Source organism: Acinetobacter sp. SwsAc2, assembly GCF_013391465.1.
In the GTDB taxonomy this organism is placed as follows: domain Bacteria; phylum Pseudomonadota; class Gammaproteobacteria; order Pseudomonadales; family Moraxellaceae; genus Acinetobacter; species Acinetobacter johnsonii.
Window position 1 is genome coordinate 18725 of sequence record NZ_JACBEZ010000015.1, and the last position, 23697, is coordinate 42421.

A 23697-nucleotide genomic window follows, 5' to 3' on the forward strand; every position below is an offset into this window, starting at 1 on the left:
ATTCACCTACTTCAACTGTACACGTGGATCGACCCATTTATAAATCAAATCGGCAATCAAGTTGAAAAACATCGTTGCGAGAGCAACGTACACAGTAATGGCTTTAATCACAGGAAAATCACTACGCTCTACCGCAATAATCACTTCACGACCAATGCCCGGAATACCAAAGAAACGCTCAATCAAAAATGCACCAATCAGCAAAGCAGGCAAACTTGCCATCACGTCTGTAATAATTGGAATCGAGGCATTGCGTAGCACATGCACACCTAAAATGCGCCGTTCGCCAATTCCTTTGGCACGTGCAGTACGAACATAGTCTTGATTGACTTCATCCAAAACAAAACTACGATACAACCGTAAAGTCGGGGCAATACTGACCACCAACATGATCAGAATAGGTAATAAAGCATACTTAAACAGGTTTTCGCTAAAGCTATCACTCCAGCCTTGGACTGGAAACCAGCTCAGCTGATAGGCAAAGACATACTGAAAAACAATGATATACACCAAGATACTGATCGACATGCCAATCGTACACAGCATCATCACCATACGATCCGTTAAACTGCCGCGTACCGCTGCTACCGCCAAAGCCAACACAATAGAAATGATGGTTTGTAAGATCGTCAGTGGAATGAGCAAAGTCAGTGAAGGCCCGAGTCGTGTCGTGATGATTTGCGATACTGACTCTCCTGTACTCCAACTTAACCCATAATCAAAAGTCAAAATCTGCTTAATGAAAATCCACAGTTGCACATAATAGGGCTGATCGACCCCAAGCTGCTGTCGGATATTTTCAATCTGTTCAGGGTTCGACATTTTCCCTGCCAAAATATAGGCAGGGTCGCCACCGACCCAGTTAAACAAGAAGAAAATCAGCAACACCACCCCAAGCATGGTCGGGATCATTTGCCAAATTCGACGAATAATATATGCCAGCATAAAAATGCCCCTTATTTCACCCGTTGACCGGTAATTTCATCGAAAAAGGCTTTGTTATCAGGTTCACGACCCAAAAAGTCTTTGACCAATGCTTTGGCAGGTTTTTGACCACCTTGGGACAAAATGGTTTGACGATAGTGCTGTCCCACTTCAGGGTTATTTAAGTTATCACCAAAGGCTGAAAGCATGTCCAACGCCATCACTTCTGACCACATATAACCGTAATACCCGACTTGATAACCGCCCATGATGTGACCAAACTGCCCCGGAAACTCGGTGGTTGGAACATAACCCAAAGCCGTTTCCCCTTCCATTTTTTCCCAAACCTTTAAGGGCTGAACCTCTCGTGCATCACTGCCATGTAGCGCCATGTCATACTGCGCATACAACGTCTGACGAGCATAATGCAAACCACGCCCATAACTATGCACGGCATTGAGTTTGGCAATCAGCGCATCATCCACACGTGGGCAGTCAGGTTTGCAGTAGTCCGCCACCTTTGACAAAGTCTCTTTGCGTCGTGCCCATTCCTCATACATTTGTGACGGGGCTTCGACAAAGTCTCGTTCAACTGAAGTTCCTGACTGAGATGAAAAACGTGTGTTAGATAAAATGCCATGCAACGCATGACCAAACTCATGTACAAAAGTTTCTAACTCATCGCTATTTAAACCATTGCGGTTAAAGTTAGTGACCAGTGCTGAAATTGGTTTGCGCCCTGTTAGGCTACTTCCGCCATAAACACCCCACACAGCAGCATGTCCATATTTGCCTTTACGTGGAAATTTATCCATATATAAACCACCGAGCAGTTGCCCTGTTTTGGCATCGGTCACATCGTAATATTCCACTTCATCTTGCCAAACCTCGACTTTGGCAGGCTTAAACTTGATGCCATACAGGTTTTCAGAAATGGCAAATAGCCAGTCTTGAGAGGCTTGCGTTGGAAAATACTGACGTAGCTGTTCTTGGTCGACCTGATACTTGGCTTTGCGTAATTTTTCACTCCAATATGCTTCGCTCCAACGCTCAATACTAGCTTGCTCAACAGGAATATTTAAACTTCGCGCTTTAAACTCACGTAGAGTTTGGACTTCCTTTTTCTCTAGGGGTGCTACGGTAGCATGTACCTCTGCCAAGAATTTATTCACGGTTTCAGGGGTTTTCGCCATACGACTTTTCAGTACCCACTCGGCATAACTGGACTTACCAAACAGTTTGGCTAACTCATAACGTAAGTCCATGGCTTGCTTCAGCAGCGCCAGATTTTTCTCACCGCCACGTCGGGTAAATGCAATTTGATAACGCTTACGTGCATCATCGTTATCTGCCAACTCCATAAAAGGACGATAATCGGGATACTCAAAACCGAGTAAATAATTGCCTTTGTCATTTTTCTTTAAGCCGTCGATATAACTTTGTGGCAGGCCTTTTAGCTCATCAAGGCTAAATTCGAGTTTTTCAGGATTATCACGTACATTACGCGCATACTCTTGTTCAATTTTTGCCAGTTCATCAAAAATCGCTTTTAAGCGTGCTTGTTTATCCGCTGAAAGCTGTATCCCAGTTTTTTCAAAGCCCTCCAAAATATCTTCACGGAACTTGGCTTCAATCGGATCAGCAATTTTAATTTTCTTAATTTGTTGATATAGCTTTGGATTCTGATACACATCGGTTTGGAATTGGCTAATTTTAATTTCACAGTCTTCAGCCGCTTTACGCAGTGCTTCATCAGGGTCAACATTGCTATACAGACCAATCGGGCCGTAAAAATCTTCAAATGATGCAAAAATACGATCCCATTCAGCCAATATAGGCGCTGCCGCCGTTTCGTTTTTAAGGGGCTTATTTTCAAACGTTTTAAGTTGCTTTTTCACATCCGCAATTTTGGCATTACACATTGTAGGGATGTCTTTGGCTTGAAAGCTGGGTAATGTTTGGCGCGGTGCTGTTTCCGCCAAAGCCATCTGACTCATCCCTAGGCCCAACATGCACAATGCAGTGAATTTAAAATGTTGCTTTTTCATCATGACTCCAGTTTTGTTTAATTTCTATTTCTTCAAATCAATATCGATATACATCCACTCTGCGGGCAGTATGGGATGCTTTTTAAAACCAATCACACGCGGTTGTGCCAAGATATTACGGTAACGCGCACCAATCACCTGCACAGGCATATACACCTCTAGCAGACGCGACATTTTGGCGTAGATTGCATCGCGCTCTGGGCTCGGTATCATCTTTTGGGCTTGTTCATATAGGTGGTCATATTCAGGAATTTTGACGCAGCCATTGTTGGTGATCTTGATGTTCTTGCCATAAAACAGCTGCATAAAGTTATCTGCATCTGGGTAGTCTGCAATCCATGCTGATGCTTTAAACATGGTTTTACATTGTTTTTCTAATTTCAAAGCCTCAGCAAAAGGCATCGACTTGGTGGTCATTCTGATTTGGATACTGTCTAAAGTTTTCTTCCAAAACTCGGCCTGTTGTTGACTGCGTAAATTATTACCCGAAAGCGTCATCTCAATCACCAAAGGTTTCCCATTCGGCTGAGTACGCCAACCATCCGCAGCTACTTTATAGTGATAACGATCTAACAATAAATTTGCCGCTTTGACTGAGTAAGGAATACTGCTTCGATAATTGGGATCGTAGCCCACCACACCACTTGGAATCGGTGCTTGCAGTTTTTGCGAATCGCCTTTTTGTAAAATATTGATGTAGTTATCGGCTGAAAATGCCATCGCCATGGCACGGCGCAGGGCAATTTTATCTTTACTTAAGCCGCCGACTATTGGGTTTTGCATATTCCAATAATGATAGTCAATCGAAGGATCGGTGATCCGTGACAGCTGTACGCCTTTCTTGACCAATTCCGGTTTTAGTTTTCCATTTTGCAAGGCTTGAACCGTCAACTCACCATCTAAGGCAAACAAATCCACTTCATCTTTAATAAAAGACAACCAGCGTGATTGCCCCTCTTCCATTACCTGAATATCAATCTCGCCAATTTGCGGCATCTTTTTGCCTTGCATGGCTTTGACGATCTTTTGGTCCTCAGGCGTACTGGCTTTAAAGTTCCAAACAAAACTTCGGAAATCAGGATTGGCCTTTAAAATAATCCGCGAACCCGGCGTCCAACGACTGAGCATATATGGCCCCGTTCCTATTGGATGCCCCATCACAAAACCCGCTTTGTCACGATATTTTTCGATAACTTCCCGTGCAACCGCGCCTGCAGGCTGATGCGCAAGCAACATTGGAAAGTTCTGATCTGGGCTGGTCAGGCGAATAACCAAGGTATAACGGTCTGGTGTTTGCAAGCCCGCGACAGATTGGTCGTAATTGAATTTTCCCGTTTTCTTCGCCTGTTTCAGCAAAGCCTCCATCCCTAAGATTCGCCCATCAAATAACCAACTGTTGGGTGAATGCAAACTCGGATCCAGTAAACGCTTAAAGGTATACACATAATCAGCCGAAGTCAGCTCACGCTTTTTACCTTTAAACACTGGGTCTGCAGCAAAATAAATCCCCTTTTGCAAACGAATGGTATAGGTCAATCCATCCGGGCTCACCTCGGGTAAAGCCGCAGCTGTTCGTGGTACCAATTTCGCAGGTGAGGCCAAATAATCATAGGTAAACAACGTTTCAAAAATCGATCCATTAACATGGGCCGAGTACAAGTCATGCACGCCCGCAGGGTCAAAGCCTGTTTCAGCCACAGGAAAAACATAACGTAAAACTTTTTTCGGGTCGGCAGGGCTTTGTGCAAAACTGGAAACTGAACTACTCAGCAGAATGCTGCCTGCCAAAATCCCCAAACCCCATCGTTTCAATTTCTGATTTAGATCTCTCATTATTTTCTACATCTCAATTATTTTTTTATGGGCTGAATATCCAAATACTGCCAATTGGTGTTCATCATCGGATGTGCTTTAAAACCCTGAACTTGTGGATGTAACAACCAATTTCGAATACGACTGTTATGAATAATCCATGGATTATCGGCCTCAATTTGACGACTGAGTTTTTCATAAAATGGCAAACGCTGAGGAGGTGGTAAGGCCATAGCCTGCGTATAAAGTGCATCATAGGCTTTGGACTGGTAGCAACTGAGATTGCCCTGAGCCGAATTGGGCCCATACAGCAGTTGGGCAAAGTTTTCCCCTTCAGGATAGTCCGCAATCCAAGCCCCGCCCCAGATCATGTATTTACATTGCATCGCTGCTTTTAAATTGTCAGCAAAGTTACTCACCACAAAGTCAGCACGCAGACCAATCGCATCTAAATTTTTCTTCCACAGTTCAGATTGAATCACCGAACTGGAACTGTTTTCAGTCATAAACTTGAGCGTTAAAGGCTGACCATTCGGTAGTCGACGGTAACCATCTGCTCCCTTCTTATAACCGAAACGATCCAGTAATTTATTCGCCAAGAGTGGGTTATAGGCCACGCTACTCCGATAATTCGGATTAAAGCCTTGTACCCCCTCAGGCACCAACATCTCCGACTTCACCGCCTGCCCTTTATACAGTTGTTTAATGGCTTCTGCTTGGTTATAAGCCAGACTAATCGCACGTCTTAATGCAACTTTTTCAAGCCCAAAACCACCCACTGTAGGGTCTTGCATATTAAACATGGTATAGGTGATTTCAGCGTCTTTATTGGGAAAATGTTGAATGCCTTGCTTGACCAGTTCAGGTTTGAGTTGCTTACCATTTAAAGCCTGTGGTACCGCATTGGAAGTCAGTTTGTCAAAATCGAGTTGTCCCGATTTGAACGCGAGCCAGCGAGACTGTTCTTCTTCAATAATACTGACGCTGACTTTGCCGATTTGCGGCATTTTTTTGCCTTGCATCTCCTTGACCAGACGATTGTCCCAACTCGAACCTGTAGATTTAAAGTTCCATGTAAAACCACGATATTTCGGGTTGGCCACCAGTTCAATACGACTCCGCGGTACATATTTACTCAGTTGATAAGGCCCTGTCCCCACTGGATGCTGCGCAATTCGATCCCCATAAAACTCCACCACTTCCCGCGCTGTTCCACTAAATGTGGCATAGGCTAAGATATAGGGAAAGTTATAGTCAGGACGGGTCAATGTGATTTGTAGTGTGTATTTATCGAGGGCTTTTAAACCCGAAATCGCGGCATCATAATTAAACTGGCCTGTTTTCTTGGCTTGAGCAACAGCAGCATCGCCACCGACAATTTTGCCTTCAATAAATGAATAGGTCGGTGAGCGGTTTTTCGGGTCCATAATCCGCATCATGGAATAAATATAATCCTGCGCCACCAACTCTCGCGGCTTGCCTTTGAAGGCCGCATCATCGCTAAAATAAATATTGGGCTGAATTTTAAAGATATAGACTTTGCCCTCTTGTTCTATTTTTGGCATCGCCACTGCTGTATTTGGAACCAATTGAGCGGGGCGCGCCAAATAATCGTATTTTAAAAGTGGTTCAAAAATGGCTTGGGCAATACTACCACTATAAAAATTATAGGTTTTAACCGTATCAAAACCATCATCAGGCGCTTCATAAGCAATATTTAATACTTTGTTTGGATCTGCAGGCGACTTTGCATAGGCAGAAAAGCCAAAACCCATCGCAAGGGATAAAGCAGCAAGCTTCAGTTTTTTTGAATTCAAGTTCATACCTATACACATCTTTTTTTTAAGCAAGGTGATCTCATGCCATCCATGTTCAATGTCAGTGTTTTATTTTTCAGACAACACTGACAAAAACTTAAAACATAAACCCATGTTTTATAAATTAAATTTTAATTATCAAAATTTAAAAAACGGTCATAGGCAAATCTTCACCTCAGCAATAAAGCGAATATCATGCCACGCCTATTTTTTTATCATTCTAATTTAACATTTTGTAAGAAAAATATATGGATATTAATTAGTTATAAATGAGAGGCTCAACTCACATCGGAACATTTTGCCAATTAGTAGCTATTTTTAAACATTCAATTTAAATAAACTATTGCACAGATTTAATACACCAATGATTCAAATTCGAACATCACAAGAAATACAAAAAACCAAATAAAACATCACAAGCATTTATTTATTAAAGATAAATATTAAAATTTCAGTATAATTACAAATAAGATTTTGTATTAAAAATTCAAAAAATAACGACTCATTTTTGATCACTTATTATATGAATAATCTTTTTATGATTATTTTTTAATCGATTTATAAGTAATTTTTTGCCATTTTAATTTTTTAAATTCTAGAAAAATGAAAAAAAGTTACATAAATCCATACAAATAATAAAATAAAACAATATTTTCCAATAACTTAATTCACAGTCTTTTGTCTATCCCTGAAAGTTGGCATTTGCCTTGCACTCCATCAGCACAGCAATACCGCTAAATATAGAAAAAGAAGGGTTGAATTTACGATGCAAAAAAACAAACTTGTTCGATCTATGGGGACCCCAACCATCAGCAAATCACTACTTAAACTAAGTACCCTGACTTTAAGTATGATGTGTTTGTCTTTAGCTCATGCAGAAGAAACCGAAAGCTCAGTCTCAGCAGAACCAACTAAAAAAGTTGCTAAAGTGACTGTCACTGGCTCCTCTATCAAAGGAGTTGCAGCTCAAAGTTCTTCACCCATTACCGTCATTAAAGTTGAAGAGCTTGCGCAACAAGGCGTCACAACTGCCGAAGAAGCTTTAACCAAAATCAGTGCCAACCAAGCGGGTTACACAACCGCGCAAAACGTGGGGGCAAGTAATACCTCTGGTTCAACAGCTAACTTGCGTGGCCTAGGTCCAGACAAAACCTTAGTATTATTAAACGGCCGCCGTTTGGCTTATAGCCCTTTTAGTACCTCTGAAACCAACCTCAATACAATTCCTCTAGCAATGGTTGAACGAATTGAAGTCCTTCGAGATGGTGCATCCGCGGTATATGGCGCAGATGCCATTGCTGGGGTGATCAACTTCATCACAAAAAAACAATATGAAGGTTTCGGTATCAGCAGCGGTGTACTCAAACCCGAAGAAAAAGGGGGGGAAGAATACGATGTCTCTATCTTTGGTGGCTATGGCGACTTAGACGAACAAGGTTTTAACGTATATGGCGCAATCAGCTACCAAAAGTCTAAAGAAATTATGGCCAAAGACCGTAAAGTTAGCCGTCGTGGTGGGCTTTTACCTGAATTAGGGATCGATGCTGGCTCTGCGAATGGTTTTCCTGCTAACTTCTATGACCCAACCAGTGGTGTATTAGCCAATCCTTACGGTAATGCCAACTGTAATAACACTCCTAATGTCGTTGCGGAAGATGGTCTGTGTTTTTTAAACACTCAAGCCTTGATTGGTATTCAACCAGAAACAGAAGACTTATCGGCACTAGGGCGTGCAACGTTCAAACTCAGTGACCAATTCAACGCGATTGCTGAATATGTATATGCAAAAAATGAAGTCACTACCTCAATCGCACCCGATGTCTATAGCCGATCTGTGACACTTCCCAAAGGAAGCCAATACTATCCAGGTGAAAGTATCACTCCTGCTGTTCCCGGTTTAAGTGGTGATCCTTTACAACTCTACCTACGCTCACAAGCAGGTAACCGTGTTTCTAAGACAACCAATGAATCACATCGTATTTTTGCAGGGATTGAAGGTGAAGCATATGGCTGGAACATCGACAGCGGCGTGACCTATGCAAAAGGTAAAGCAAAGGACAGTTTCGTTAGTGGCTATTTAAATCGTAGTCAACTACAAGAAGGACTAGATAACGGTACCATTAACCCCTTTGGTCCTTCAGCGGATTCAAGTGTTTGGAGTTCATTAGAAGTCAGCGGTACGACCAATGATGCGACCTTAGACTCCACCACCTTTGACTTTACGATCAGCCGTCCAATTTTCACACTTCCTGCGGGTGATGTGGGCTTTGCCTTCGGTGGTAGCTTTACCACACAAGACTGGGAAGCAAAGGTAAACTCAGATCTTGTTCGACTTGTCCCAGGTAGTGGCATTGACCCTGACAAACCTATCAGTAAGGGTGACCGCGACATTACAGCCGTTTTCTCAGAGCTACAAATTCCGATTACCTCAACTTTAGAAGCGCAACTTGCAGCACGTTATGATGACTACAGTGACTTTGGCGACACCTTCAACCCGAAAGTGGGTTTACGCTGGGAACCTTTAAAGCAATTAATGTTCCGAAGTACTTACAGTACAGGTTTCCGTGCACCAAGCTTATATGAAATTAATGCACCGCAAAGCCAAACTTACACGGGGGCAAAATACGATGACCCTGTGCTCTGTCCAGGTGGCGTAGCAACTTCACCGCAATATCAAACAGAATGTAATACCCAGTTTAAGCGTATGCAAGGTGGTAACTCTGAGCTTCAGCCCGAAGAATCAACCACATTTACAGCAGGCTTTGTTTTTGAGCCCCTTAAGAACCTAGTCTTAGCAGTCGATTACTACAATATCGAAATTGAGAATCTTATTGGCTTAACGGGTGAAACCTCCATTTTCGAAGATCCAACCAAATATGCAGATCGCTTTGTGCGAGATGCAGATGGTCGTATCCAATACATCAATACCACTTTAATGAATACAGGTGGCATCAAAACAGAAGGGATCGACATTAGCTTAGACTACCTGACTCCTATGACATCAACAGGTCGGTTTGGCTTTGGAATTAATGGAACCTATGTCATCAAAAATGACTACCAAGAAGAAAAAGATGGAGACTGGGAGGGCTTAGTGGGCGTTTATGATGACCCTGCAGTACTGCGCTGGAAACATACCGCAAACATCAACTGGAGCTATGAAGACTGGAAATTGGTCTTTGAACAGCAATTTTTCCGAGGCTATCACGACCAAAATGCAACAGGTGAAGAAGGCTTTGATAATCACAAAGTCCCCGACTATACCCTCTACAACATTGCAGGCACCTATAAAGGTTTCAAAAACTTAACCCTAACGGGTGGCATCAAAAACCTATTTGATGAAGAACCTGCTGCATCGAATGTTCTCGATAACTTCCAATACGGCTATGACCCACGTTACAGCGACCCAACAGGACGTACTTTCTATGTAAGAGGTACATATACGTTCTAAGCGGATCTGAGCCACAGATTGAAGTATTCAATCTGTGGTGATGTTTATACATGCTCAACTTTAACCAGATATATATGGATTTTCCCAAGTGCAATCCAATGCTTTTAAAAAGTAGATTTGGCTTAAATTTTAGGAGTAACTATGGGCACTACATTTGAAGATTTAGAAAAAAACTCCGCCAAAAAACTCACAGGTATTGGCGTTGTGATTTTCTTACATGTTCTTGTTGGCTTGGTGCTAATGGCAGGTTTGGCAAAAGATATTGTTAAACCCTCAACCGAACCTGTGGAATTGGTCATTCTGCAAGATATCAAGCCACCTGAGCCTGAACCACCTAAAGAAGTTCCACCAGAGCCACCGAAAATGGTGGAAAAAGTAGCGCAGCAGCCTGACCCCAAACCTGTAGAAAAAGTAGTCCCAGTGCAAAAAACAGTTGCTACACCCGTCACTAAACCGACGATAAGCACGCCGACGCCAGTTGCATCATCGCCTTCTCCAAGCCCATCTCCAATTCCGTCACCGACTGCCGCTACTCCATCACCTGCACCCAAACCCACAGGTGTTACACGTGGAGTATCGGAAGGTGAAGCTGGATGCAAAGCACCAAGCTATCCACGCGAAGCAGAGATGAGTGGCATTTCTGGCACCGTACTGATTTCGGTCTTTGTCGATACCAATGGTAAGGCGCAAGAAGTCAAAGTGAAACGCTCAACAGGTGACCGTACTTTAGACCGAGCAGCAACGAAAGCGTATAGCTTGTGCACATTTAAACCTGCAATGAAAGATGGCGTAGCTCAAAGCGCTTGGTTCGACATCCCATACGAATTTGTTCTCGAATAATTGAAAAAGATCAGCCGACATTAGGAGTTACACAATGCAAAATTTAAAAAACTTTACCGCAGCAAGCCTACTTGGAATGAGCACATTACTTCCTCTACAAGCTGTTTTCGCAGAGGAAACCGCTGCGCCCACTACAACAATGACTACACCAGTCACTGCGACTGAGAAAGCAGCAACACCTGTTCCCCCACCCTTAGCTGAGAAAGCACCTTCTGCTTCAGAAAAAGTACATAACCCTTATGGCTTAGAAGCAATGTGGAAAGAAGGTGATCTGGTGTCTAAAGTGACGCTGTTTATTTTGGTGATTATGTCGATTGGGACATGGTACATCATCATCACCAAGTGCTTACAGCAAGGCAAAATTCGCAAACAAGGCCAAAATGCCGATAAAAACTTTTGGGAAGCAACCTCTCTCGATACTGCAACTGAAGGTTTAGATGATGCCAGTGTGTATCGCTTTATCGCTGAAAAAGGTATTAAGTCGACAAAAAACCATGGTGGAACATTATTAGAGCGTATTGACTTTAATACTTGGGTCACTATCTCGATTCAACGTGCTATCGACAAAATTCACAGTCATTTAAGTGGTGGGCTGGCTTTTCTAGCAACTGTAGGTTCAACCGCACCTTTCGTGGGTTTATTCGGTACCGTTTGGGGCATTTACCATGCTTTAACCGCGATTGGGGTATCGGGTCAAGCATCTATTGATAAGGTCGCAGGCCCTGTGGGTGAAGCCTTAATTATGACTGCAATTGGTTTAGCCGTGGCTGTTCCAGCAGTGCTTGGTTACAACTGGTTAACTCGTCGGAATAAAGCCGTGATGGAAGAAGTTCGTACCTTCGGTTCAGACCTGCATGCGGTGTTGTTAAGTGGTGAAATCAGCACCAACAATCCTGTTAACCGTGACATGAAATAAGAACATGAGGAATCAGCCATGGGAATGACGGTAAATTCAAATGACAGCGATGATGATGTAATCGGAACCATTAATACCACCCCACTGGTTGATATTATGTTGGTTTTACTGATTATTTTCCTCATTACAGTGCCTGTTGCGATTCATACCGTGCCAGTCAATTTGCCTGAAGAAAGGAATGTGCCTTATGAAACCAAACCTGAAAATATTCAACTTGCAGTCAATAAAAATGGCGATATTTTTTGGAATGAAAGTTACATTGCCGATAAAGCAACATTACTCTCTCGGTTACAGACAGAGGCACAAAAGAGACCTCAGCCCGATGTCCACATTCGTGGTGACCAACTTACGCCATACGATGCGATTGACCAAGTCATTACAACCACGCAGCAAGCGGGGATTGGCAAAATTGCCTTTGTCACCACACCGCCCTCTTCACCTTAATCAAAGAAGGATTCAGCTATGGGTATGAATGTTGGTTCCAATCAAGATGATGAAGATGTCATGCTCGATGTCAACATGACGCCTTTGATTGATGTCATGTTGGTATTGCTGATTATGTTCATTATCACGATTCCATTGCCAAACAACGCCATTAATATCAACCTCCCGAATGGCACACCACCACCAGTTCAGGAAAAACCACCTGAAATCGTGGAACTACGCTTAGATGCTCAAGGCAAAATGTTTTGGAATGAACAAGCTGTGGAGTCCAAACAAGCGCTCGAAGCCTTGTTTCAAACCGTTGCTCAAAAAGCAGATCAAGACCAAATTAAACTCAAAGCTGACCGCGCAACGGAATATAAATACATTGCGATGGTCATGGCCGCAGCCCAACGCCTTGATGTGAAAAAAATTGGAGTCGTGAGTAATCAATAAATAAAACCGTCAAAAAAACCGCTGACAACTTTTGCTGTTAGCGGTTTTTTTCTTTTTTAATGACTCTACGAATTACTTCAATACGGGGATGTCGATCCACAATGCTTGCGGAAAATGTGTCGCCAAATAAGCTTTTAAATAGGTCGCAGTATCTTTAGAAATGAGTTCATCTTGAGATTCATCATTTAGGTTATAGGCTAAAGCGTAAAGCTCTAAACCACGACTTTTCAGTGCTTCTAAACTTAAAATAGTATGGTTAATACTGCCCAAACGCCCCGAACTCACCAAAATTACAGGCAGTTGCTTGGTTGCAATATAGTCAATGCTAAGCAAATCTGTGGTTAAAGGCACCATCAAACCACCCGCACCTTCTAACAACACCACCTCATATTTTTCAGCCAGCTGCTGAGTAGCACGCTCGATTTTTGCAAAATCAATCTCACGACCATCAATTTTAGTCGCTAAATGTGGCGATGCAGGATAACTAAAAATTTCAGGCATGGTCAGCTTACTGTCATCTTCTGGAAACCAGCCCATACCCATAATTTTACGATGCTGTTCAATGTCTTCAGAAACATCAACATTGCCCGTTTGCACTAGCTTTTGGGTAATGGTTTTTTGGCCTTGTTCATTCCAAAGCTTGGCTAAGTAGCCCGTGGTATAGGTTTTCCCAATGCCTGTATCGATTCCACTGATAAAGTAAACTGATCCAGTCATGGCATTCTCCGTGCAATACAATAAATAGGGTGATAACTCAGGCGATAATGAATCTGTCCTGATGTATCGAGTTGTGAAAATTGTCGATAATCTTGATAAAAGCGTTCAAGCGAGTGCTTGGTCCAACGAAAGCTCGATGCAGTTGCCGTGACACCTGTGGCTTTTAAATGTTGCAGTACCTGTTTCGGTGTCGCAAAGTCTAAGTACTCAATTTGTTCAGACAAATGCAGAACTTCAAAGCCTTGGTTTTGCAATTTTTCCCGTAGTTGATCGAGGTTGACATAATCTAAACCTTGCCCCGTTAAAGTCTTAATCTCTTGTAAGTTCCGCTCGCCAAAGGTGGAAAAACAAAATAGACCTTGTGGAAGCAGACTGTCATTCGCTTTCTGAAAAACAGCATCAAGATTCGTCATCCACTGCAGTGCAGAGGTCGATACAATCAGTTCTAAATGAGCTGGAAAAACAAGCTGTTCAATATCGCCCAATAACCAGTCTATATTTGAATAACCCTGAAAGTGCTGCTGCACCTCAGCATATAAGTCATTCAGTAAATAGTGCTGAATTTGGAAATCGTTCAGCAGAAGATGGCTTAAATTGCCTGAACCACAACCAATTTCAAACACCCGCTCAAATTGCGTTTTAGCAGCATGACGTTGGATTAAATTAAAAAGCCGGCGTGCAATTTGTTTTTGCACAACCGCATGTTCACTGTAGCTTTGCCCTGCCTGAGCAAAGCGCAATGCGACTTGTGCTTTATCAATCTCTAAATTCTTCACGACTCACTCACAACAACTGAATCAACTGATCTAAATCAGTATGGCGAACTTGAGCGGTCAAGGAAATACGTAGTCTAGAACTATGCTGCGGCACAGTCGGTGGTCGTACAGGCATAATATAAAAACCTGCTTGTTGCAAAGCTTTCGCCTTCTCTACCGTTTTGCTCGAATCACCGATGATCACAGGGACAATTTGAGACGTTGATGGACAATCAAAACCTTTGGCCTGAACTGCTTGCTGTAAGGTCTGACTGATACTATGCAAATGCTGTCGTGCAGTCTTTAACCGCAAGACTTGTTGCAAGATAAAGTTGCTCCACGCCATGCATATCGGCGGTTGTGCCGTACTAAAAATCAATGGGCGCATAGTATTGATGAGATAGTCTCGAATCACAGGGTGACAAATCAGATAGCCACCGATTGAAGCCATAGCCTTACCCAAAGCACCAACCAAAAAGTCAATGTCATCAATCACTTGATATTGCTCGGCACAGCCCAAACCTTGCTCACCACGCACACCAATACCATGTGCTTCATCGACATAGAGCATGACTTTTTCAAACTGTTTTTTGATGCGAACCAATTCAGCCAAATCAGTTTCGTCACCATCCATACTAAAAATGGACTCCGTCACCACAATGATTCGCTCAAAAGTATCATCGGTATGATACTTCTGTAAAAGTTGAGTCAAATGTGCCAAGTCATTATGGCGATAACGTACCAGCTTCGCAGTCGATAAACGAATACCATCAATCATGCTGGCATGAATTAATTTATCAGCCAGAATTAGGGTTTTACTGTCCGCTAGCGCAGGTAAAATACCAATATTCATGTGATAGCCGCTGTTGAATACCAAAGCAGCACGACCATGAAAAGCCCGACTTAGGCTTGCTTCAAACTGTTCATATTCCGGAAAATTACCCGTCAATAAACGTGAAGAGGCTGAACTCATCCAGCGCTGTGTATTCGGTGTTTCATCGAAAAACTGTTCACGTAATTCGATATTTGCAGCCAATCCTAGATAGTCATTCGATGCCAAATTCAACATCTCATGATCATGGATTCGAATCATCCGCCCTTGCTGCACATTAGACGTAAACTGGCGCAAATTGCCTTGCTGTTTAAGTACATCCAGTTGTGCTGCAAAATGTTCTACATGCTTCATACAACAGGCTCCTGCATCTGCACCACCACTTCAACCAATTGCTCAAGTAAGGTCTTGAGTTCCTGTGAGGTAATCACATAAGGAGGCATCACATAAACCAGTTTTCCAAAGGGTCGCACCCAAATACCACGGCGGACAAACTCCTGTTGCAAGGTTTTCATATCCACATTAAACGTCAGCTCAACCACACCGATGGCACCCAATACACGAACTTCATGAACATATTCAAGTGACTGCAACGGGGTCAAAGCGGTATGAAGTTGTGTTTCAATGCGTTGAATATTGCTTTGCCAATCTTGTGAGATCAGGAGTTCTGTACTTTTCGCCGCCACCGCACACGCCAAGGGGTTGGCCATAAACGTTGGGCCGTGCATAAACACACCCGCTTCGCCTCGACTGATGATTTCAGCAATATGCTTTGTGGTTAAGGTTGCAGACAAGGTCATATAGCCGCCTGTTAAACCTTTACCCATACACATAATGTCTGGTTCGACCTGTGCATGCTCCCAAGCAAAAAGTTTCCCCGTACGCCCAAAACCCGTCGCAATTTCATCAAAAATCAGTAAAACGCTGTATTTTTCACAGAGCAATTTGGCCTGCCGTAAATACTCAGGATGATAAAAACGCATCCCTCCTGCACCCTGAACAATCGGCTCAATAATCAGCGCGGCGATACTTTCATGCTGTGTTGCTAAGGTGTTTTCAAGTTCACGGATATCATCCTGATTCCATGCTGCATCAAAGGCAACTTGCGGTGCAGGAACAAAAATACGATTGGGTAAACTTGAACCAAAAATTTGATGCATCCCTGTGACAGGATCACAGACCGACATCGCATTCCATGTATCACCGTGGTAGCCCGAACGCGGGGTGACAAAATTAGTTTTGTCTTGTTTCCCAAGCGAAGTCCAATACTGAACTGCCATTTTTAACGCCACTTCAACCGCAACAGAACCCGAGTCTGCATAGAAAATTTTATCTAAACTTGGTGGGGTGATTTGCAACAGTAATTTGCCCAGTTGAATGGCAGGATCATGGCTAAAACCACCAAACATAATATGCGACATGTTTTGCAGCTGATCTGTCACGGCCTGATTCAGTTCAGGGTGGTTATAGCCGTGTATGGTGCACCACCACGAAGACATCCCATCAATCAGCTGACGACCATCATCTAACTCAATGGTTGAACCAAAGGCTTTTTTAACTTTAAACGTGGGGAGCGGATTGGTCATCGAGGTATAAGGATGCCAAATATGTTCCCGATCAAATGCTAAGTCATCCAACTCACCATCCAATTTGGCATTGATCTCAGTCATCCTTAACTCCATATCGACTACAGTTACAGCAAAATTTCAATTTGACTGATCTTAAACCTGCGCGCATCAAAAAGAAATTGCGATATTCGCCACTCAGCGAATTGTTTAATCCATTTTTTGTAAATATTGGCAGATTTTGTCAGTTACTTCATCGGCATGAAAAACTGGAAGTCCATGTGAACCACTTAAAAGCACCGCATCTAAAAAATTTGCACCCAAAGCTTTTAAATTATCCAAGACTTTGTAGCTAACTAAAAAATCTTGTTTAGCCAGCAGGTGGAGTTGATGCCCCGTATAATTGTGTAAGATCTCAACCGTATTTAAATGCTCTAAACAATTGAGTCCCTGTTTTAACAGATCTAAAGACTGAGGCTGAATCAAACTTTGCAACTGCAAAAAATCTTGCTTGGTGGTTGCCGTCCCTTGGCATACCATAAATCCAAATTTCTTTAAGGTTGCAATCGCATCTGCTTCGAAGGATTGTTTAAAGCTTTTAAATGTCGCTGGACTCATCGCGGTTGGCCAGTTTTCATGCGCCACAAAGCACGGATTTGAAGCCAGAGTAATTAATACTTTTTGCTGTTGATACTGCTGTTCAACAGCATCGATCAATAAAGTCGCCAGTTGCCCCCCCAAAGACCAACCGATAATGATATCAAAATCTTTGGCTTGTTCAGCATGTTGCTGCAACGCCTGTGTATCCAATCCATTAAAAATATTGATCAGCTCAACCGAATGGCCTTTATGCTGCAAAGCATGAGACAAAGGTTGCAGTAACTTGGTCCCACCACCCCAGCCCGTGATGAGTAAAATACGTTGATTCAATGCAGACTCTAAAACTGTAAATTTCAAACAGTATAAAACCTCAGACTCCGTTGCAAAGCAAGCCCTTTGAATGAACAGTAAATTTAAATAAATAATTCAGATTTAGACACCAGAATCTCAGCACTTTAGTGCCTTAAAATTTGCTAAGATCAATGAAATACATTTCTGGACAGCCTACACAATGAAAATAATGCAAATGGCAACGATTAGCTTAATTTCGCTAGGTAGTTTCTGTGCCATCAGTAGCGCCACTTATGCAGCACCAGCTTTTTCAAGCGCTTCATCAGACCAAAAACAATGGGTAGGCAAGCCCGCACCGAGTTTTAAGTTACAAGATCAAAATGCCAAATGGCATGAGCTCAAACAATATCAAGGCAAATGGGTGGTGTTATATTTTTATCCGAAGGATGACTCGCCGGGCTGCACCCAAGAAGCCAATCAGTTTAAAGCACTCTACCCACAATTTAGCAAAAATAATGCGGTGGTCTTAGGCGTGAGTTTGGACGATGTACAGTCGCATCAAAAATTTTCTAAAAAGTTGGGACTGAATTTCCCTATTTTGGCTGATAACAATCATCAACTGGCAAATCAACTCGGCATCGTGCGGAACTTGGGCATCGCGAAAATTGCGAAACGTGAAACCTTTCTGATTGACCCACAAGGTACGGTGGTCTATCACTACAGCAGTGTGAATACCCAAACCCATGCAGGACAAGTATTAGCAGATATTCAAAAGTTCTCTAAAAAATAACCCATACAAAAAAGCCTTCGGACATTGATTCGAAGGCTTTTTGATTACTCAGTATGTAAATACACATGCCACCTTTACATAAAACTGGTAGCTGGCATCTCTTACATTTGAGACTGAATGTAGTTTTGCAGACCAATCAATTCAATTAAACGTAATTGTTTTTCTAACCAATAAGTATGGTCTTCTTCGGTATCTGACATTTGCTGACGTAACATATCACGGGTAATGTAATCACCCTTTTCTTCACACAATTTTACGCCTTGCGCTAATTTTTCACGTACATGATATTCAAGCTTTAAATCGGCTTTTAAGCATGAAACCACATCTTCACCAATTTCAACGTCATCACGTTGCATATTTGGTGTGCCTTCCAAAAACAAAACACGGCGAATAATCGCATCTGCATGTTGTGCTTCTTCTTGCATTTCATGATCAATACGTTCAAAGATTTTGCTCAAACCCCAATCTTCATACATACGTGAATGAATGAGATATTGATCGCGTGCAGCCAATTCTCCACCGATCAACATATTTAAGTAGTCTACGACTTCAGGATTGCCACGCATTTTCAAAATCTCCATTCTCTAATGCAACTATTATGGACACATTTAATTCACTTTGCAAAAGATAAATTATGTAAGTTTATGATTTTTATAAAATTAAAATGAGAAACATACGCATTTGCAGTATGAGTCATCAAAATAATAGTTATAAAAGAAGCCTTTGCAAAACTTTATCCTTTTTGCAAAGGCTTTTTAGGCTTGAACCGCCCTGTGCTTCATTTTGTAACCATTAAAAATGCTTCTTATTTCAACCTTGGAACGGTGCACAATCTTTCATTTTTTCTGAGCAACGGACCAAAGAGACCCCACTTCTGCGGACTGGACTCGGGCCTGAGCTTGGCGATAAAAACAGAAAAATAACCCAGCAAAAATAATAGCAAAGACGTCAACCCACCATAAAGAGGAAGAAGATGACCATAATCCAATCTCAGGTAAGAGCAATGCGATAGCAGAAGTCAAAGGCATGAGCAGTAAAACAATCACAATCGACAGCAATAACGTTGGTAATGCCCGTGCTCCACCCAGTACGAAGCTCAGCATTAAGCTGAAAATAAAAATCGCATAATAGATATACATAAACCATGCGTTGATGCTGTGTAGTTCAGGACTGAGTACATAGGCCCAGCGCCCGATCAACATACTCATAACAATGCCAAAGACCGCTCCCAAACATGCGCCTATGGTTAAGTTTGCGATGAATTGCACATCCTTACGCTGTGCAGGTGGTGCTAAATTTGGATTTTTTTGTCGCTTTACACGCGATTCAATCCATAGAATATTGCCTGAGTAAAATAAAAATGCTCCGCCCAGCCCCAAGGCCAAATACAACCACCGGGTAAAATCTCCGCCATAGTTACCAAAGTGCAAACTGAACATCGATCGAATCAATTGATCTAGACCAGAACTTTGGGTATTTAAATTGTCTGTACTATAGGGTGCAGGCTGGTAAGGATTGAAAAACATCACGTCGAAGTTATCTCCACGTAACATCTGATCTGGACTATATAAACTGACGCGTGCCGATGCCTTGGCGGGTTGGTCTAGATTGTTAAAGCTTACAGACGAGACCTCATAGCCCTGTGCTTGTTGCTGTACCTGTAAGAGTATTTTTTCAACATCCAGTTGAGGAACTGGATCTACAATCTGCACCGCAGCGGGACGTTCAAACAGTGGTTTACCTTTGGTGACCAACTGCCCCAAGCCATCATAAAAGAGATCATGAAATGCAAAAACAATTACCGTCACACTAATCAAAATATGAAACGGTAAACTGGTAATGCCAATCACATTATGCGCATCGAGCCAAAAGCGTTTTTTGTTCTTACCTTGCCGTATCGCAAAATAGTCTTTGACCAACGTCGGCAAGAGGATGATCAAACCTGTCATTAGCGCTAAAAAGTATAAGACGGATACCACACCCATCACATAAACACCGAGTGTATGGTGCCCAAGCATCCCTGGAATGCCTGCCGTTTCGTGCAGTTGTTCAATCAACCAACCCAGTTTAGATAAGTTTTCTTGTTCAACCTGTAAAGTGCCATCTGGTTTCAGTGTCGCCAACATCGCGCTTTGATCGGTATCAAAGGCATGATCATCATGTGCTTGACTTTGCGCAGGTTGCCACTGAATCGGGGCATAATGAAACTCTTTGGAGTTTAAATTGATCTGGAAACTTTTTTGCGCTTCAGGATACTGCTGCTGTACCTGTGACACCAAATCGTTGTACTGATGGAGTTCAACCGTATTTAGACTTTGTTGCGGCGGCGTTGCCCACTTACTCAAATCATGCTGAAACATACTCAGCCCACCTGCAAAAAAGCAAATGAACAAGAGAATGCCTGCACAAATCCCCACCCATGTATGTAACTCTTTGGCCAGTCGGAGAATATCTGTACGTACCTTCATGCCCTATTCTCCTCTGAGCCAAAATATGAGTGTGTAAGCCACAACATTGAAAAACAGATAAATCACAATGGACTGCCATCCGCGTGGAATAAAATAGGCCACGAAAAAGAGTGGTAGCCAAATCCAAGGAATCGACCACATACCTAACTGTGGAGCAAGACTACGATACTCAGATTGCAGTCCCCACATTGTGATTAATGCAGCTAAAGCGAAAGCTAGGCTGAGTCCAAGAACTGCTCCTGCAAAGCTTTTCGTCCACCAGTCAGGTTGTATCTTTTGATCACGTAGTAACCTCATGCGTCAAAGCCCCATGTAATAAAGGAAGAAATGGTAGTGCTGACCACAACACCAATGGCATCAGTAACCACATCAACACCGCCACCAGTTTTGGTAATACCGCCAGTAAAAGAGTCAATGCCAAAACAAAACCAATCCACCCGACCCAACGATACTTTTTCGCCACAGTCTGTTTAAGAACCGTTTGGTTAGGATGGGTCAAATACAGCAGCACACAACCACCACAGCACAGGAGTAAACCGAGAAATTTCATCATTGCGTTCAACTTAAATGAGGCAGCATTCAGACATAAAAAAGCCCACTGCATCGCAATGGGCTGTTCAGTAAAATTAGAAATCGAAAGTGACGCCAAGTTTATAGGTACGTGCACCACCAACCGTTGCATAGTAAGAATTGAACACACCTTCCCAATATTTTTTATTTGTCACGTTATCTACATTGGCTAAGAAAGTCGTGTTTACACCACCCAGTTTTGTTTTATAGCGCGCACCAACATCGAGAATAGTATAGTCAGGAAGTTTATAGGTATTCAAACTATCTAAATATTGTTCACTAACATAGTTAGCCCGAGCATTAACATTTAAACCATCTATCACAGGTACGGCATAATCCAAGCCTAATGAGGCAGTAAAGTCGGGCACACCATAAATCGTATTGCCTGAAATATCAGTGGTGCTTGTAGAACCTTTTGTATATTCAGCATCAATATAAGCCATGCTTCCCAGTAGACTTAAGTCCTCAGTCACATTCCCTGAGAAGGACCATTCAATACCACGTGATCGACTTTCCCCACCATCTTCAGTGATCTGTGTATTACCATTAACCGCTGTCGCCAAAGCTGTTGTGATCAGAGTCGGTTTTTCAATTTGATAAAGTGCCAAGCTATTTAACCAAGAACCAGCTTGATACTTTGTCCCCACTTCATATTGCTTCGTTTCGTAAGGCTTAAATAGTTTTCCTTCATTCACATCCGCGGTAGAAGTTACTGAGTCTGCTTTTGATAAACCTTCAACATAACTTGCATAAAAAGATAAATTTTCTCCAAACGGTTTGATTACGATGCCTAAACTTGGTGAAAGCTTATTTTCATCGTATTTCACATCTGTAGTGAGACTTTCCAACTGCATATCTTGATAACGAGCACCCAAAATCAACTGAAATTTGTCATCCAACATTGAAATTTGATCCGTCAAGGTATAACTCATGAATTTATCATCTTCATAAGGTACAACTGTTGGATAGGTCGTTGGCATTGTCCCGTTCGAGTTAGGATTATAAAGATTCGTTGTAAATGATGAACTGGTCGCACGAGAGTGTTGATCGTATTCGCGATGCACATAATCTGCACGTAACCCAAGGGTATGTTTAATGGCGCCTGTATTGAATTTAGTTTCAATACCCGTATTACCACTTAGGTTATTTTCTTTAGATGCGACTCGATAGTACTGCGAAGTTGCATCACCTGCACTGTTCTGCAAGATCATACGCGTACCAAAAATATGACCCGAATAACCTTTTTCAACATAACCTACACCTGCAAAAACTTTGGTATCAGGGGTGAATTTATATTCTCCATTTAAGCCCGCATAACGGCTATAGGTTTCCCCATGAATTTGATCAAAGTAATTACTATCCCCCTTTGGTGCAGCAACTACGCCTGTTTTTTGCATAGAGACCATTGCAGGTGAACCATTATCACGGTTTTCACGAATGGCATAAGCATCAAAGTTTAGTTTTAATTTATCGGTCGTATAGTCCGCTGCAATCGAACCCAGTGCTAAACGGTCATCCATACCTTCAATAAGATGCTCACCGTCTCCATATGTGCCGTTTACACGAACTCCAAATTGGTTTTGGTCACCAAAACGACGAGAAACATCTACATTGGTTTTATAATAACTCTCATCTTCTAATGACGTCGAAATACGTGTTAGATCTTGATCGGCACGTTTAGAATTCGCAATCACTACTCCGCCAACGCTTCCTGCTGGTGCCATACCTGCAACCAAAGCATTCGGTCCTTTCAATACTGTTACCGATTCTAGTAAATCTGTTGGTATACGTCCCATAGGAGCTACAGCGTATAACCCGTTGTAAGCCATATCGTCATAGCCGACACTAAAACCACGAATTTGGAAGTTTTCGTTTAAATGACCTTGATTGGTCGTCGCACGAATACTGGCATCATTTTCTAAAACTTCCCCCACTGTAGATGCTTGTTGATCACGAATCAGTTGCTCTGTATAAGTAGAAACCGTAAATGGCGTATCAATCGTTGACTTATTCCCTAAAGCACCCAAGTCAGCTGCCTTCGCCAATTTACCATCGGCATAGCCTTGTTGTGATTGCGCTTCTGATTTTAAGGCAGGTAAAACTGAAACCTCCTCTGCAAAAGCAAGCTGTAAACAGCCTCCACCCATCATCAAAAGCCCAACAGAGCTTGCAAGAATTTTCTTAGAGAAGGATTTCATTTTAAACAACGCTTATTTTTAATGAGAATCATTATTATATGTAAAATAATTATCATTATTTATTGTATTTTATCATTTGACTTATCTATATGATCTAAAATACAAATTTAAGATTACTGCTAAAAAATACGTTTTACTCGCTCAATTTCAATACAGTTTGGTGCAGTATTATAAAATGACGCATAAGTCAGACACCTGTTCACCCCATAGGCAAAGACTTTCATGGC

20 protein-coding genes are annotated in these 23697 nt (G+C 42.2%); 6 read left to right on the forward strand and 14 right to left on the reverse strand.

The genetic code is table 11. From position 1 onward, the window contains the following. Positions 1-6: 6 nt before the first annotated feature. From HYI04_RS08440 to HYI04_RS08455, 4 genes are read right to left on the reverse strand one after another with little or no spacing between them, the layout of a single operon-like run. Positions 7-945: an ABC transporter permease gene (locus tag HYI04_RS08440; RefSeq protein ID WP_004695335.1), complete on the reverse strand. Its 939-nt coding sequence runs from the start codon at positions 943-945 to the stop codon at positions 7-9. An 11-nt stretch (positions 946-956) separates the two neighbouring features. After that, entirely contained in the window at positions 957-2972 is a 2016-nt protein-coding gene (locus tag HYI04_RS08445; protein WP_010327374.1) for a M3 family metallopeptidase, read from the reverse strand. Between the two features lie 24 nt (positions 2973-2996). Further along, positions 2997-4805 carry an ABC transporter substrate-binding protein gene (locus tag HYI04_RS08450; protein WP_010327375.1) on the reverse strand — a complete coding sequence of 603 codons (1809 nt, stop codon included), beginning with the start codon at positions 4803-4805 and terminating at the stop codon, positions 2997-2999. Between the two features lie 17 nt (positions 4806-4822). After that, entirely contained in the window at positions 4823-6613 is a 1791-nt protein-coding gene (locus HYI04_RS08455) for an ABC transporter substrate-binding protein (RefSeq protein WP_165382158.1), read from the reverse strand. Between the two features lie 754 nt (positions 6614-7367). Here HYI04_RS08455 and HYI04_RS08460 point away from each other — a divergent pair. From HYI04_RS08460 to HYI04_RS08480, 5 genes are all read left to right on the forward strand, one after another. Then, positions 7368-10049, forward strand: coding sequence for a TonB-dependent receptor (locus HYI04_RS08460; RefSeq protein WP_010327377.1), 2682 nt, complete (start codon positions 7368-7370; stop codon positions 10047-10049). Between the two features lie 141 nt (positions 10050-10190). Further along, positions 10191-10889: an energy transducer TonB gene (locus tag HYI04_RS08465; protein ID WP_010327378.1), complete on the forward strand. Its 699-nt coding sequence runs from the start codon at positions 10191-10193 to the stop codon at positions 10887-10889. A gap of 34 nt (positions 10890-10923) precedes the next feature. Then, positions 10924-11805, forward strand: a complete 882-nt coding sequence (locus HYI04_RS08470) for a MotA/TolQ/ExbB proton channel family protein (RefSeq protein WP_010327379.1) — start codon at positions 10924-10926, stop codon at positions 11803-11805. Between the two features lie 18 nt (positions 11806-11823). Continuing rightward, positions 11824-12249, forward strand: coding sequence for a biopolymer transporter ExbD (locus HYI04_RS08475; protein ID WP_010327380.1), 426 nt, complete (start codon positions 11824-11826; stop codon positions 12247-12249). An 18-nt stretch (positions 12250-12267) separates the two neighbouring features. Next, on the forward strand, positions 12268-12684 hold the full coding sequence (locus tag HYI04_RS08480; protein WP_004695313.1) for a biopolymer transporter ExbD: 417 nt from the start codon (positions 12268-12270) through the stop codon (positions 12682-12684). Positions 12685-12756: 72 nt separating this feature from the next. Here the strand turns inward: HYI04_RS08480 and bioD are convergent, their stop codons facing one another. The 5 genes from bioD to HYI04_RS08505 all read right to left on the reverse strand — a co-directional run bounded on the left by bioD (position 12757) and on the right by HYI04_RS08505 (position 17510). Next, positions 12757-13401 carry a dethiobiotin synthase gene (bioD, locus tag HYI04_RS08485; protein WP_010327386.1) on the reverse strand — a complete coding sequence of 215 codons (645 nt, stop codon included), beginning with the start codon at positions 13399-13401 and terminating at the stop codon, positions 12757-12759. Continuing rightward, entirely contained in the window at positions 13398-14177 is a 780-nt protein-coding gene (gene bioC, locus HYI04_RS08490) for a malonyl-ACP O-methyltransferase BioC (RefSeq protein ID WP_010327387.1), read from the reverse strand. Before bioC ends, bioD begins: the two co-directional genes overlap by 4 nt. Positions 14178-14184: 7 nt before the next feature. Then, on the reverse strand, positions 14185-15342 hold the full coding sequence (locus HYI04_RS08495; RefSeq protein ID WP_010327388.1) for an 8-amino-7-oxononanoate synthase: 1158 nt from the start codon (positions 15340-15342) through the stop codon (positions 14185-14187). Continuing rightward, positions 15339-16658 carry an adenosylmethionine--8-amino-7-oxononanoate transaminase gene (bioA, locus tag HYI04_RS08500; protein ID WP_010327389.1) on the reverse strand — a complete coding sequence of 440 codons (1320 nt, stop codon included), beginning with the start codon at positions 16656-16658 and terminating at the stop codon, positions 15339-15341. Before bioA ends, HYI04_RS08495 begins: the two co-directional genes overlap by 4 nt. Before the next feature lie 105 nt (positions 16659-16763). Continuing rightward, positions 16764-17510 carry a hydrolase gene (locus tag HYI04_RS08505; RefSeq protein ID WP_010327390.1) on the reverse strand — a complete coding sequence of 249 codons (747 nt, stop codon included), beginning with the start codon at positions 17508-17510 and terminating at the stop codon, positions 16764-16766. A gap of 154 nt (positions 17511-17664) precedes the next feature. On the opposite strand from HYI04_RS08505, the gene HYI04_RS08510 reads away from it, so the two are divergent. Beyond that, complete coding sequence (locus HYI04_RS08510) at positions 17665-18234, forward strand: peroxiredoxin (protein WP_029575099.1); 570 nt, start codon at positions 17665-17667, stop codon at positions 18232-18234. Positions 18235-18335: 101 nt separating this feature from the next. On the opposite strand, the gene bfr is transcribed toward HYI04_RS08510, so the two are convergent. From bfr to HYI04_RS08535, 5 genes are all read right to left on the reverse strand, one after another. After that, positions 18336-18800: a bacterioferritin gene (gene bfr / locus HYI04_RS08515; RefSeq protein WP_004695301.1), complete on the reverse strand. Its 465-nt coding sequence runs from the start codon at positions 18798-18800 to the stop codon at positions 18336-18338. Positions 18801-19070: 270 nt separating this feature from the next. Continuing rightward, complete coding sequence (locus HYI04_RS08520) at positions 19071-20702, reverse strand: PepSY domain-containing protein (protein ID WP_010327392.1); 1632 nt, start codon at positions 20700-20702, stop codon at positions 19071-19073. A gap of 3 nt (positions 20703-20705) precedes the next feature. Continuing rightward, positions 20706-20999, reverse strand: a complete 294-nt coding sequence (locus HYI04_RS08525) for a hypothetical protein (protein WP_058870177.1) — start codon at positions 20997-20999, stop codon at positions 20706-20708. After that, positions 20983-21255 (reverse strand): hypothetical protein, encoded by a 273-nt coding sequence (locus HYI04_RS08530; protein WP_155115400.1) that lies wholly within the window; start codon positions 21253-21255, stop codon positions 20983-20985. Before HYI04_RS08530 ends, HYI04_RS08525 begins: the two co-directional genes overlap by 17 nt. 73 nt (positions 21256-21328) lie before the next feature. Then, on the reverse strand, positions 21329-23470 hold the full coding sequence (locus tag HYI04_RS08535) for a TonB-dependent siderophore receptor (RefSeq protein WP_010327395.1): 2142 nt from the start codon (positions 23468-23470) through the stop codon (positions 21329-21331). Positions 23471-23697: the final 227 nt, after the last annotated feature.